The organism is Mesorhizobium sp. P2_A12, from assembly GCF_056405075.1.
Genome location: NZ_JBFUCU010000003.1, coordinates 431,026 through 443,761, shown reverse-complemented (window position 1 = coordinate 443,761; position 12,736 = coordinate 431,026). Strand labels below are relative to the sequence as shown.

Annotated in this window: 15 protein-coding genes; 8 read left to right on the top strand and 7 right to left on the bottom strand. The window is 63.8% G+C overall.

The features are described 5' to 3' along the window. Nucleotides 1–16 precede the first annotated feature (16 nt). Both AC1DZU_RS09680 and pcaQ read right to left on the bottom strand, forming a co-directional pair. Nucleotides 17–1,333 carry an ABC transporter substrate-binding protein gene (locus AC1DZU_RS09680; protein WP_477283996.1) on the bottom strand — a complete coding sequence of 439 codons (1,317 nt, stop codon included), beginning with the start codon at nt 1,331–1,333 and terminating at the stop codon, nt 17–19. Between the two features lie 143 nt (nt 1,334–1,476). Further along, nucleotides 1,477–2,394: a pca operon transcription factor PcaQ gene (pcaQ, locus tag AC1DZU_RS09675; protein WP_477283994.1), complete on the bottom strand. Its 918-nt coding sequence runs from the start codon at nt 2,392–2,394 to the stop codon at nt 1,477–1,479. A 93-nt stretch (nt 2,395–2,487) separates the two neighbouring features. On the opposite strand from pcaQ, the gene pcaD reads away from it, so the two are divergent. Genes pcaD through pobA form a run of 6 tightly spaced genes read left to right on the top strand, consistent with a single transcriptional unit; the run spans nt 2,488 to nt 7,293 of the window. Continuing rightward, nucleotides 2,488–3,297, top strand: coding sequence for a 3-oxoadipate enol-lactonase (gene pcaD / locus AC1DZU_RS09670; RefSeq protein WP_477283993.1), 810 nt, complete (start codon nt 2,488–2,490; stop codon nt 3,295–3,297). After that, on the top strand, nt 3,290–3,697 hold the full coding sequence (gene pcaC, locus AC1DZU_RS09665) for a 4-carboxymuconolactone decarboxylase (RefSeq protein WP_184871577.1): 408 nt from the start codon (nt 3,290–3,292) through the stop codon (nt 3,695–3,697). The genes pcaD and pcaC overlap by 8 nt, the downstream gene beginning before the upstream one ends. Next, nucleotides 3,687–4,442 (top strand): protocatechuate 3,4-dioxygenase subunit beta, encoded by a 756-nt coding sequence (gene pcaH, locus AC1DZU_RS09660; RefSeq protein ID WP_477283991.1) that lies wholly within the window; start codon nt 3,687–3,689, stop codon nt 4,440–4,442. The genes pcaC and pcaH overlap by 11 nt, the downstream gene beginning before the upstream one ends. Then, complete coding sequence (gene pcaG, locus AC1DZU_RS09655; protein ID WP_477283989.1) at nt 4,442–5,056, top strand: protocatechuate 3,4-dioxygenase subunit alpha; 615 nt, start codon at nt 4,442–4,444, stop codon at nt 5,054–5,056. Before pcaH ends, pcaG begins: the two co-directional genes overlap by 1 nt. A gap of 12 nt (nt 5,057–5,068) precedes the next feature. Then, entirely contained in the window at nt 5,069–6,121 is a 1,053-nt protein-coding gene (locus AC1DZU_RS09650; RefSeq protein WP_477283987.1) for a 3-carboxy-cis,cis-muconate cycloisomerase, read from the top strand. After that, complete coding sequence (gene pobA, locus AC1DZU_RS09645; protein ID WP_477283985.1) at nt 6,121–7,293, top strand: 4-hydroxybenzoate 3-monooxygenase; 1,173 nt, start codon at nt 6,121–6,123, stop codon at nt 7,291–7,293. The genes AC1DZU_RS09650 and pobA overlap by 1 nt, the downstream gene beginning before the upstream one ends. Here pobA and AC1DZU_RS09640 read toward each other — a convergent pair. From AC1DZU_RS09640 to AC1DZU_RS09630, 3 genes are all read right to left on the bottom strand, one after another. Then, nucleotides 7,290–7,688, bottom strand: a complete 399-nt coding sequence (locus AC1DZU_RS09640) for a GFA family protein (RefSeq protein ID WP_477283983.1) — start codon at nt 7,686–7,688, stop codon at nt 7,290–7,292. The genes pobA and AC1DZU_RS09640 overlap by 4 nt on opposite strands. After that, nucleotides 7,622–7,888 carry a hypothetical protein gene (locus tag AC1DZU_RS09635; protein WP_477284233.1) on the bottom strand — a complete coding sequence of 89 codons (267 nt, stop codon included), beginning with the start codon at nt 7,886–7,888 and terminating at the stop codon, nt 7,622–7,624. Before AC1DZU_RS09635 ends, AC1DZU_RS09640 begins: the two co-directional genes overlap by 67 nt. A 133-nt stretch (nt 7,889–8,021) precedes the next feature. Next, the gene (locus AC1DZU_RS09630; protein WP_477283981.1) at nt 8,022–8,495 is read right to left on the bottom strand and encodes an NUDIX hydrolase; all 474 of its coding nucleotides are present in this window, start codon (nt 8,493–8,495) and stop codon (nt 8,022–8,024) included. 189 nt (nt 8,496–8,684) lie between these two features. Between AC1DZU_RS09630 and AC1DZU_RS09625 the strand changes: the two genes are divergently transcribed. Then, nucleotides 8,685–9,218, top strand: coding sequence for a sterol desaturase family protein (locus AC1DZU_RS09625; protein WP_477283978.1), 534 nt, complete (start codon nt 8,685–8,687; stop codon nt 9,216–9,218). 16 nt (nt 9,219–9,234) lie between these two features. Here AC1DZU_RS09625 and rsgA read toward each other — a convergent pair whose 3' ends face one another. After that, nucleotides 9,235–10,302 carry a ribosome small subunit-dependent GTPase A gene (rsgA, locus tag AC1DZU_RS09620; protein WP_477284213.1) on the bottom strand — a complete coding sequence of 356 codons (1,068 nt, stop codon included), beginning with the start codon at nt 10,300–10,302 and terminating at the stop codon, nt 9,235–9,237. A 434-nt stretch (nt 10,303–10,736) separates the two neighbouring features. Between rsgA and AC1DZU_RS09615 the strand changes: the two genes are divergently transcribed. Continuing rightward, nucleotides 10,737–11,771 (top strand): LacI family DNA-binding transcriptional regulator, encoded by a 1,035-nt coding sequence (locus AC1DZU_RS09615; RefSeq protein WP_477283976.1) that lies wholly within the window; start codon nt 10,737–10,739, stop codon nt 11,769–11,771. A gap of 10 nt (nt 11,772–11,781) precedes the next feature. On the opposite strand, the gene AC1DZU_RS09610 is transcribed toward AC1DZU_RS09615, so the two are convergent. Continuing rightward, complete coding sequence (locus AC1DZU_RS09610) at nt 11,782–12,726, bottom strand: alpha/beta hydrolase (protein ID WP_477283974.1); 945 nt, start codon at nt 12,724–12,726, stop codon at nt 11,782–11,784. Nucleotides 12,727–12,736 lie beyond the last annotated feature (10 nt).

The window sequence follows — 12,736 nt, the reverse complement described above, 5'->3', positions numbered from 1 at the left end:
CCTCGTCAGCGGTCCATCAGCCGTTGTAAGGCAGAAGCTTGGCTTCGACGGGCACTTTCGGGTCCGTGGCATTCTCGGTCACGACATAGTCGAGCGGGAACTTGGCTCCTTCCTTGGCGGCCACCCATTGCGTGCCGATGATCGGGCCGGGCGAGACATTGGCCACCGGGCCGCTGGTGAAGTCGACCTTGCCGATCATCGTCTCGGTCTTGAGCTGGCTCAGCGCCTTGGCCACCGCCGCCTTGTCCTTGGCGTCGCTGCTTGCCTTCAGCGCTTCGAAGCCGGCGTCGAGCAGCGACATCGAGGCGCCAAGCTGCTGCGTCCACTGCTTGCCGCTCGCCGCCTCGTAGCCGTCGGCCAGTTCGGTTCCCGAAACGCCGGTCAGCGGCGACTTGTAGGGAAAGGCCTTGTGCCAGTAGGCGGCGCTCGAAATCTTCATGCCGAGATCGCCGAGTGCCTCGATATCGGAGGGGAACAGCCCGGTCTTGGCGACCTGGCAGATCTTGATCTGCTTGATCAACCCCTGCTGTGCCGCCTGGCGCCAGAACGCCGCGAAATCTGGCGGGATCGGGAAGGAATTGAAGATCTCGACGCCTTCCTGCTTGAACAGCGCGATCTGCGAGGAATAGTCGGTGGTGCCGGTTTCATAGGCGCCGGGATCGACGATCGTGAACCCCTGCTTGGCCAGCAGTGGCGCCAGATTGGCGCGGATGGCGTTGCCGTCGGCGTCGTTCGGATACATGACGCCGACCTTCTTGTTGGTCTCGATCAGGTTCCACTGCGAGATGTAGGTCTTGAAGAACTCACCGACGCCGAAGCCGAAATGATAGGTCCATTTGAACGGCGAGGGCGCGCCGGGCTTGGCGCCGCGGCCGAAGTACCAGGCCTCCCACGGCATGACTGTCGACAGGCACGGCACGCCGGCGGCTTCGCAGGCGTCGGCCACCGGGTTGATCACCTCGGGCGTCGACACCGCGAGCATCAGGTCGATGGCCTGGTTGTTGATCAGGTCCTTGGCCAACTGGCCGGCGCGTGACGGGTCGGACTGCGTGTCCTGATCGAGGATTTCGACGCTGTACTTCTTGCCGCCCAAGTCGAGCCCGCCAGCCAGCGCCTTGCGGGCCAGATCGAGCACGTAGCCGTCGGTCTGGCCGAAACCGGCGAGCGGCCCGGTGCGCGGACTGACGAAGCCGACCTTAAGCGTGTCGCCTGCCTGGGCAAAGGCGCTGCGGCCGCCAAGCGCAAGCGCAGCGCCGCCGGCAATCGATGTGGCGATGAACTGGCGTCGCGATAGGCCCGTAATGGTGGATCTGCTGCCAATGGCGTGGGTCATGTTTTCCTCCCTCTGTGGCTCCTCCATCGTCACAGTGCACCACCGGTTTGGTTCGGTAAAATGATATTTTGCGGTGTTTCATTAACCTCTGGGTTAGGGAATTCTGCGGCCGGGACGATGTCCGGTTGGAATGTTCCGAGGCTTCAGCTGCCTTGCCTTGCCGCTTCGCGGATGGTCTGCAGCAGGATGGAGAAGGCCGGCGAGGGCGCGGTGTCCGTCCGCATCGTCAGGCCGACCGGGCCCTTCGTTTCCTCGGTGTTGACCGGCAAGGCGACAAAGGCGCCGCTGCCCAGTTCGTTGGCGACAACGCCGGCCGAAATGATCCAGACGGCATTGCTCTGCCGCAGGAAGGCGCGGCCGAAGGAGTCCGAGACGGTTTCGATCTCGGTTGCCGGCGCGGTCATGCCGTTGGTGATGAACAGCCGGTCGACGAAAGGACGGATGACCGATTCCCGTGTCGGCATCAGCATCGGGAATTCGTCGAGGCGCGCGAACACGTCCTGCTCGGGATCAAGCAGCGGATGTCCCGCTCGCACCACGAACAGCACCTGTTCGGAGTAGAGGTGCTCGAAGAAGAAGCCGGTCATGTTCTCCGGCGCTGCCAGTCGCCCGACAACCAGGTCGAGCGCGCCGGTGCGCAATTGTTCGAGCAGCACCGCGTTCTCGCCGGTGACGATCTTGATCGCCGCCCCGGTGCCCTCCTTGAGGAACAGGGTCATGGCAAGCGGCATCACCCGCGCCGACACCGTCGGCAGCGCGCCGATGCGGATGGGGTGCCGGTTGATCGCCCCATCCTGCCGGACGGAATCGACGCCTTGTTTGAGCGCCGTGATCGCCGTGCCGGCATGGCGAAGGAAGATCTCGCCGATGCGCGTCAGCCTGATGCCGCGACCGTCGCGTTCGACCACCGCCACCCCGAGCGCCTCTTCCAGTTCGCGCAACGTCTTGGTCACCGCCGGTGGGCTGACATGCAGAAAATCCGCCGCCCTCGCCACGCTGCCCTGCCGTGCAACTTCCAGGAATGCCTGCAGGTGACGGAACCGGATGCGGCTCTCGGACATGGATTTGATAACCCCTGAGTTAATGAAACGGCGCAAAATATCATTTTACCGAACCAAATGCCTTGTGCAATGTGGAGACGGAGGATCGAAATCGTGCCATTCGTCACCATCGGCGGCATCACGCTGCATCACCGTCACGTCGAGGCGAACGGCAATGCGCGCCCGATCGTGTTCATCAATTCGCTCGGCACCGACTTCCGGATATGGGACCAGGTCCTGTCGATCCTGGGCGGGGAAATGCCGCTGCTGGCCTACGACAAGCGAGGCCACGGGCTCTCCGATATCGGCGACATCAGGTCGATCGACGACCATGTCGATGATCTCTGCGGCCTCATCGATCACTTCGGCCTTGGCAAGGTGGTGTTGTGCGGCCTGTCGGTCGGCGGTCTGATTGCGCAGGGATTTCATGCCAGGCGCCCCGAAGGCGTCGAAGGTCTGATCCTCTGCGACACGGCCCACAAGATTGGCACCATGGACAGCTGGAACACGCGCATCGCAACGGTCGAAAGCAAGGGGATCCAGGAGATTGCCGATGGGGTGCTCAAAGTGTGGTTCACACCCGGCTTCCACGCAACGCGTTCAGCCGAGCTCGACGGCTACTGGAACATGCTGACCAGGCAGGCGCTCGCAGGCTATCTCGGGACATGCGTGGCCGTTCGCGACGCCGATTTCACCGAGGCCGCGCGCCGTATCTCCGTACCGACGCTTTGCATCGCCGGCGACCAGGACGGCTCGACGCCTCCCGACCTTGTCCGTTCGCTGGCCGCTCTCATTCCCGGCGCGCGCTTCGAGATCATCCGCGACGCCGGACATATTCCCTGTGTCGAACAGCCCGAAGCACTTGTCGCCCTGATCCGCCATTTTATCGCATCGCTTGCCCTTGGAGCCGAAACCCATGGATGAAGTCCCCGGCAACGCCGCCAGATATCGCACGGGCCTTGGCGTACGGCGGTCCGTGCTCGGCGACCGTCATGTCGATCGGGCCGAGGTCGCCGCCACCGATTTCGACCAGCCTTTCCAGGAACTGATCACCGAGGCCGCCTGGGGAACGGTGTGGGCACGGCCGGGCTTCACCAAGCGCGAGCGCTCGATCGTCACGCTGGCGCTGCTGGCAGCACTCGGCCATGATGAGGAGGTCGCCATGCATGTGCGCGCCACCGCCAACACCGGTGCCTCGCGCGACGATATCTGCGAAGCGTTCCTGCATGTCGCCATCTATGCCGGCGTGCCGGCTGCCAACCGAGCCTTCAAGATCGCCAAGGACGTGTTTTCGGAAATGGACGGAGCCAAGGATGCCCGCTGAGTCCGGATCGAACCGGAGGCCCGAGACCGGCGCCTTCTTTCAGCGCGACCGGACATGGCATCCGCCGGCGCTGACGCCGCACTACAAGACTTCCGTGCTGCGTTCGCCACAGAAGGCGCTGCTCGCCTTCGACAACACGCTGTCGGAGATTGCAGGCCCGGTCTTCGGTCACGCCATGCTCGGCGAACTGGACGCCGACCTGATCCACAATTTCGCCAGACCCGGCGAGAGCGCCATCGGCGAGCGCATCATCGTCCATGGGCGGGTGCTCGACGAACGTGGTGTTGGCGTACCCGGCGCGCTGCTCGAATTCTGGCAAGCCAATGCCGGTGGCCGCTACCGCCACAAGAAGGACGGCTATCTGGCGCCGCTCGACCCGAATTTCGGCGGCTGCGGCCGCGCTATCACTGGTGAGGACGGCGGCTATGCCTTTCGCACCGTCAAGCCCGGTCCCTATCCCTGGCCGAACGGGCCGAACGACTGGCGGCCCTCGCACATCCACTTTTCGGTCTTCGGCCATGGCTTCGCGCAGCGGCTGATCACGCAAATGTATTTCGAGGGCGACCCGTTGATCTGGCACTGCCCAATCGCGCGCGGCATTCCCGACAAGGCAGCCATCGAAACGCTGATCGCTGCGCTCGACATTCAGGCGACGATCCCCTTCGACGCGCGCGCCTACAAGTTCGACATCGTGCTGCGCGGGCGCCGCTCCTCGCTGTTCGAAAACAGGCTGGAGGGCAATTGATGGCCCAGTCGCTCGACCGGCTCAGGGAAAGCCCCTCGCAAACCGCGGGACCCTACGTCCATATCGGGCTGACGCCCAATTTCTGCGGCATCGGCGGCGTCTATGCGAGCGACCTTGGTGCGACCATGGTCAACGACAAGACCAAGGGCGAGCGCATCGGCCTGCGCATCCGGGTGCTCGACGGCACCGGCACGCCGCTCAAGGACGCGCTGGTCGAGATCTGGCAGGCGGATGCGGACGGGCTCTACAATTCGCCGGCGGAACTGCGCGGCACGGCCGATCCGAATTTCGTCGGCTGGGGCCGTTGCCCGACCGACATGGACACCGGCCTGTGCACGTTCGACACCATCAAGCCGGGCCGCGTGCCTTCGAGGGATGGCCGCCTGATGGCGCCGCACATCACGCTCTGGATCGTCGCCCGCGGCATCAATCTCGGCCTGCACACCCGGCTGTACCTTTCCGACGAGGAAGAGGCCAATGCGCAGGATCCGATCCTGGCGCGCATCGAGCACCGCATTCGTGTGCGGACGCTGATCGCCGAGCGCAAGGGCGATATCTATCTCTTCGACGTCCATCTCCAGGGGGAGAAGGAAACGGTCTTCTTCGACAGCTAGGAGGCCCGCGCCATGACCGTTTCGCCCTTCGACCATCCATTGCTCTCCGCTCTTCTCGGCGACGAAGAGGCGAGCCGGCATTTTTCCGTCGAGGCGGAAATCGAGGCGATGCTGGCCCTCGAGCGCGCGCTGGCGGAAGTGGAGGCGGAAAACGGACTGATCACCGGAGAGGCGGCAGCAGCCATCGTGGCTGGGCTCAGCACATTCCGGCCCGATACCGCCTTGCTGCGCGCCGGTGTCGCCAGGGACGGCGTCATGGTGCCGGAACTGGTGCGCCAGATCCGGGCGGCGGTCGGCGAACCGCATGGTGCCTCCGTTCATTTCGGCGCGACCAGCCAGGATGTCGTCGACACAGGCCTGATGCTTCGGCTCAAATCCGTCGTCGAACATCTCGGCCTGCTGTTGACCGAAACCGGCATGCGCCTCGCCTCGCTCGAAGAGCGTTTTGGGGGCAGGGCGCTGACCGGGATGACGCGCATGCAACCGGCGGTTCCAATCAAGGTGGCGGATCGCATCATGGCGTGGCGCGCACCGCTGCAACGGCATCAGCAGAGATTATCGGAACAGTCGAGGCGCCTGCTGGTGGTGCAGTTCGGCGGCGCGGCCGGCACTCTGGAAAAGTTGGATGGCAAGGGGCCGGCGGTGCGGGCCGCCCTCGCGGCAAAGCTCGGCCTTGCCGATGCGCCGCAATGGCATAGCCAGCGCGACGCGCTCGCCGATTTCGCCGGCTGGTTGTCGCTGGTGACGGGCAGCCTCGGCAAGTTTGGCCAGGACATTGCCTTGATGGCGCAAGGCGGCGCCGACATCGAACTCTCTGGCGGTGGCGGCTCGTCGGCCATGCCGCACAAGCAGAATCCGGTAAAGGCCGAGGCGCTGGTGGCGCTTGCCCGTTTCAACGCCACGCAGCTTTCCGGCATGCATCAGGCCGTGGTGCATGAGCAGGAGCGCTCGGGCGCCGCCTGGACGCTGGAATGGCTGCTGCTGCCGCAGATGGTGGTGGCGACAGCCGCTTCGCTGCGGCTTGCCGCCGGACTGGCCGGGCAGATCGAAAGCCTGGGACGCTGATGCGCACGCAAATCCTCATTGTCGGGTCTGGACCGTCCGGCCTGCTGCTTGGCCAGCTTCTCAGCACGATCGGCGTCGAGACGGTCATTCTGGAGCGCGCCAGCCGCGAGCATGTGCTCGGCCGCGTGCGCGCCGGCGTGCTCGAACAGGGCACCGTCGAACTGCTGGAGGAAGCGGGTGCCGCGGCACGGCTGCACGCCGAGGGGCTGCCGCATTCCGGCATCTCGCTTGCTTTCGACGGACGCCTGCACCGCATCGACCTCGAGGGGCTGACCGGCGGCAGGCATGTCACCGTCTACGGCCAGACCGAAGTGACGCATGATTTGATGGACAAGCGCGATGCGGCAGGACTGACCACGATCTACGAGGCGGCAAACGTGACGCTGCGTGATTTCGATGGTGAGACGCCTTTTGCCACCTATGACAAGGACGGCGTCACCCGTCGCATCGACTGCGATTTTATTGCAGGCTGTGACGGCTATCACGGCATCAGCCGCAAATCGGTGCCTGAGCACGCGCTGAAAACCTTCGAGCGCCACTATCCGTTCGGTTGGCTCGGCGTGCTGGCCGAAGTTCCGCCGGCCGATCACGAACTGGTCTACGCCAACCATGAGCGGGGCTTCGCGCTGTGCTCGATGCGCTCGACACACCGAAGCCGCTACTATGTGCAATGCCCCGAGGGCGACCGCGTCGAGGCGTGGTCGGACGACCGCTTCTGGGACGAGTTGCGTCGCCGTCTGCCGGAGCAGACAGCGGCAAGCGTGGTCACCGGGCCTTCCTTCGAGAAGTCGATCGCGCCGCTGCGCTCCTTCGTTGCCGAGCCCCTGCGTTTCGGCAGGCTGTTCCTGGTTGGGGACGCCGCCCACATCGTGCCGCCGACTGGCGCCAAGGGCCTCAACCTCGCCGCCAGCGACGTGCGTTATTTGTTTGCCGGTTTGCGCGACTTCTACCGTGACAAATCGATGGCCGGCATCGATGCCTATTCAGGCAAGGCGCTGGCACGGGTCTGGAAGGCGGTGCGCTTTTCCTGGTGGATGACGACGATGCTGCACCGCTTTCCCGACACCGGCGATTTCGGTCAGCGCATCCAGGAGGCCGAACTCGACTACCTCGTACACTCGCGTGCAGCGTCGACTGCGCTCGCCGAGAACTATGTCGGCCTGCCTTACTAGTTTTTCGTATAGTCAGGCCCAAACCGTGTCGGCAGGCCGTCGGCGAGTTTCAACCAAGGGAGCTTCTCCTCAAAAGCGACATGCAGCGTGGGTGCAAATTTTTCCGGCTCCTCCATGGCCGCGGCAAAAAAATGCATGACACCGGACATGTTCTTTGAGCGGAAGGACAGCGGCGAGCCACATCTATCGCAAAATGTTCTTTCCACACCGGGAGAAGAGTTGAATACCTTCGGCGACTTGCCCAGCCATCGCCATTGGCTGTCCAAGACGCCAATGTAGGTGGTCATTGGCGCAGAACATTGCCGCCGACAACTTTCGCAATGACAGCTCACGCATGCTTGTGCCGGGCCATCGACTTCAAAAGCAATAGCGCCACATAAGCAATGACCACGCATGCAAATTCTCCTTGAGTCAACTGACCCTGACCAATACTTTGTACCGGGCGTAGTGAGAGAGTCGCCATGAGATGCCCCGAGCTGGCACTCATTTGCGACACTCGGCGCCAGCGACTGTTCTCGCGTGCGCGAGGAGTTGCTTTCAAGCTGCATTCAGTGCCAACCGGCGCCTTCTTGTCGAGCATGGCCTTGGCGGCCATCAGATTGTCGTTCGCTTTTATGGGTCCGCAGCCTGATGCATGTCGTCCAAAAGTGGTCCCGGTTTTGGGACAACGACATGCATAAAACAAAGCCTTGAAGCGCGGCGCGCTTTAAGGGCCGCACCGCCGGCGATCATCGTTCAGCGTCTTTTTGCCTGGCAAGATCCGACAGCATCGGTCGCTGCCCCCTGAGGATCTTGACCTCGGCCTCGGGCAAGGCGAACCAGCCGGCTCTGTCGACTTCCGGGAATTCCTTCATCGATCCCGACCTTGGCGGCCACTCCATGGTGAAGGTGTTGCTCCTGATGGCTGCCACATTGATGTCGATACGCGCCTCGACGGACCACGCCACGACGATCTTTCCACCCGGCTGCCTGTAGTCGCCGAGCCGCGAGAAGGGACCATCGACCTTGATGCCGAGCTCTTCCTCGGTCTCGCGTCGCGCCGCGGACAACTCGTCCTCGTTCTCATCGACGAGGCCCTTCGGTATCGACCACGCACCATCGTCCTTCTTCGCCCAGAACGGTCCGCCCGGATGAACCAGCAGCACCCGAAGGCCGCTGTCGTCTTGGCGGTAGATCAGCAACCCCGCACTACGTTTTGCCATTTTTTAATGTCCGTTTGTAAAGCTGATTGCGAAGGCGGCGGTCCACCGATTCCCCTGGATCATGGGCGCCGACCTTGCGCCGAATGATTGCGACGCTATGTCAGGTGCGACTGCATTGCTCCTCTCCCGCGAGTCCGGCAATCTGACCATGGCTTATTTGGCGGCTCGAAGGCTAGATGAGGCGTGACGATGCAACTCGGTCTTATTGGCTACTACAGCGACTTCGTGGCGTATCCCTTGGTGATCGCCGTGCTGGCAGTGGCCGGGTTGATCGAGGCCGGCGAAGACAATGCGCCGGGCTGGATCGTCACTGTCGTCGCCTGCCTCTTGCTCTGGACGCTGACCGAATACGTCCTGCACAGGTTCGTCCTGCACCACATTCCCTACATCAAAGACCTGCATGATCGTCACCATGTCGAAGAGCGCAGTTCGGTGGGCACGCCGACCTGGCTCAGTCTGGGAGTGCATGCGCTGGTCGCGTTTTTCCCGGTCTGGATGATTTCAGGTTTCGCCGCCGCATGCGCGGTAAGTTGCGGACTGATGATGGGCTACCTCTGGTACATCAGCGTCCATCACATGATCCATCATTGGCACCCCTCCCATCCGAGTTATCTCTACACACTCAAGCGCCGTCACGCCGTGCATCATCATGTCGACGAAACGGTCAACTTCGGTGTCACGTCCATATTCTGGGACCGTGTTTTCGGCACGGCGCGGCTCTGAAGCCAGGGGGCGTGCCTCAGCGCCTTTTTCCGCGACCACCGGGAGATTTGGCTCCGCGAGGTCCGCTCTGAACCGGCGTGTTGTTCTGGTTTTCGTCGGACAGTTTTCGCCAGCGGGCAAGACGCTCCGGATCGAGCGTGCCGGCCTTCAGCGCAGCCTGCACCGCGCAACCCGGTTCATGCACGTGGGTGCAGTCGCGGAACTTGCAGAGCGGCGCGAGCTCGGTGATTTCGGCAAACAGCGTGTCGATGCCGTAGGCGACGTCGCTGACCTGCAGCGTTCGCATTCCCGGTGTGTCGATCACCCAGCCGCCACCGGCAATCGCGTGCAGCGACCGCGACGTGGTGGTGTGGCGCCCCTTGGCGTCGTGTTCGCGAATGTCTCCGGTCTGTTGCGGCAAGCGCTGTGTCGATCCGGCCAGCGTGTTGACCAGCGTCGACTTGCCGACCCCGGAAGAGCCGACCAGCGCGACCGTCTGGCCAGCACTGCACCAGGCAGCGAGCGCGGTTGCCGCATCCGATGTGCGGGGGTTCAGCGTCACCACCGCCAGGCCGCGCTGCAGCGCGGCAGCCTGCCGCTGATACGCCTCGGCGTCGGCCGCGGTATCGGCCTTGGTCAATAGGATCACCGGCGTCGTTCCGGCCTCATTGGCCAGCGCCAGATAGCGTTCGAGCCGGGCCGGATTGAAGTCGGCATTGCATGAGGTGACGATGAACAGCGTGTCGACATTGGCCGCTGCCAGCTGTGGTACCCTGCCGCCCTGGGTGCGGCGTTCCAGCACCGTCTTGCGGGTCAGGCGGCGCTGCACAAGCCGGTCATGCGCGTCGACGAGCACCCAGTCGCCGACCGCATAGTCGCCGGTGTTCGCCTGCGCCGGCAGCGTCAGATCGATTGGCCCTGCCTGGGACAGGCCGGTCAGGCGGTCGCGATGGACCGTGGCGATCCGCGCAGGCACGAGATTGGTTTCGCCGGGCTCGAGCTGGTCGCCGAAAAAATCCGTCCAACCCAGGCTGGCGAGAGTTGGCAAGGAGGGATCCGTCACGGCTTTGCCCGGGGGTACGGCGTCGCAGACATCGGACAGCATCCTGGCAGGTGGGGCGTGAACGGGGCGGGGGCGTTTGATCAGCCGTGTATGGGCGGCATGGCGGCATTTGGCAAGCCGGACCGTGGCCCGCGCGGCAAGCATCTCGTCGGAACCTATCCTTTCAAGGCATCGCCAAGGTCGACGTGCCGACCCGCTACGACCTTGCCAACGCCGCCGACGCACACCGCGATCTGGAATCCCGCCGCACGACGGCCGCCTTGGTCCTGCTGCCGCAACTCTGATCGTGGAGTCATCATTTTTCAGATCGTCAACAAATAAATTGACGCCCGTAATGTTTTTGCGCTGTACTGGAAACTGTGAAAATTGACTGAATAAGTTCGGCCAAGCATTGCCGCTCTCGGACAACGGCCGCATGACTGGTGAGGGGCGTATCATCCCGATCGGCGGGTGTAGGCAAGAGGACCTGACGTTCGATGGCGGAGAAGACGCACCGCACCATGGATGACTTCGCCCGGGCATGTGGCGTGTCCCGGCCGACGCTGTCGAAATATTTTGACGATCCTGCGAGCGTGAAGCCGGCAACGCGCGCGCGCATCGAAGCCGCATTGCGTTCCTCGGACTATCAGCCGAACCTTTTCGCCCGCAATCTCAACCGCAAGCGCACCCGCAACATCGGCATCGTCGTGCCGACGATCACCGATCCGTTCTATGCCGAGATGGTCAGCCGCATCGAATTTCGCTGCCGCGACGAGGGTTACTGGCCGATCGTCATTTCTTCGCATGGCTCGCAGAAGCTGGAGGCGGAATCGGTCAGGACGCTACTGTCGCTGAAGGTCGCCGGCGCGATCATCGCGCCGCTCGGCCTGGCCTCTGACCGCAGCGTTTTCGACAAGTTGGGGCAGGACATTCCGATCGTGTACTTCGACACCTATATCGAGGGCGACACGCCTTTCGTCGGCAACGACAACCACCAGAGCACGTCGACCATGGTCGATTACCTCAACCGGTCCGGAGAACCGCCTGTCTATGTCGACATTCCGCATGTGAACCACAATTCGGGGGAGCGGCTGCAAAGCTACATCGCGACGATGAAAGTCGCCGGTTTTGAACCCGTCGTCATCGATGCGGCGCGCGATTATACCTGGGACTTCGAGCGCATCGGCCATGAATGGATGGAAAGGACACTCGACGTCGGCGGCCTGCCCGGCCGCACGATACTGTGTGCCAATGATCGTCTCGCCTTCGGCGTGATGGCGGCCGCGTTCTCGCGCGGACTGAAGATCGGCCGCAGACCCGACTGCGATCTGCGCGTTGCCGCGCATGACGATCATCCGCTGAGCCGCTACACCTGTCCGGCACTGACCACCATGGCGCAGGATTTCGCCGCCATGGCCGGCCGCAGCGTCGAGATCCTGCTGGCCCTGCTGGACGAGGCCGAACCGCCAAGGCAGGGCATGGCGCAAAGGGTCAAGCTCGGCGCGACCCTGGTGATGCGTCAGTCGGCCTGAGCGTCCAGCTTCAGCGATCCTTCTCGAACTGGCGCCAGGCCGCCACCGCCTCGGCCACCGCCTGCCGCGCGGCGGGGATATGGCGTCCCATCGAGACGAAGCCGTGGATCTTACCCGGCCATTGCCGCAGGACCAGTGGCACGCCCGCGGCTTGCAGGCGTTCGGCATAGGCTTCGCCTTCGTCGGCAAGGATGTCGCAGCCGGCAAGTGCGACGAAAGCCGGCGCGACGCCTGTGAGATCGGGCGCCAGCAGGGGCGAGACGCGCCAGTCCACGATGTCGTCAGGCGTTCGCACATAGTGGTCGCGGAACCATGCCATGGTGGTTGCCGTCAGCCCGAAGCCGTCGCCGAAACGCCGGTAACTGTCGGCCGTCTGCCGCGCATCGGTGTTGGGATAGATCAGGATCTGTGCGGCGAGGGATGGCGCCAGCCCGTCGCGAGAAAGCAGCGCCAGCACGGTGGCGAGATTGCCGCCGGCGCTGTCGCCGGCAACGCCGATGCGGGATGGGTCGATGCCGAGAGCGGCGGCGTTCCGCGTTGTGAAACGCAGTGTTGCCAGGCAATCCTCCAGCCCGGCGGGAAATTTGTGGTCCGGTGCCAGGCGATAGTCGGGACAGACAATGACGGCGCCGCCGAGATTGGCCAGCCAGCGGCAGATCTCGTCATGCGAATTGAGGTTGCCGACGACCCAGCCGCCGCCATGCAGGTAGAGCAGCGCCGGCGCCCCGCTTTGTGGTGCGCCGAGGCCGCGATGGATGCGGACCGAGATGGGGCCGTTCGGCCCTTCGATCCGCTGTTCCAAGGTCGCAGCGACCGTTTCGCGCTCGCCCTGCAGCGTCGGGAACGAAGCGTTGTAAGCGGCCCGCGCCGCCGCCACGTCCCCATTCTCGAACGGCTCTCCGCCAGCCGCGCGGCCGATTTCGAGGACGTACAGCGCATCCGGGTCGAGTGTCATCGTCATATCC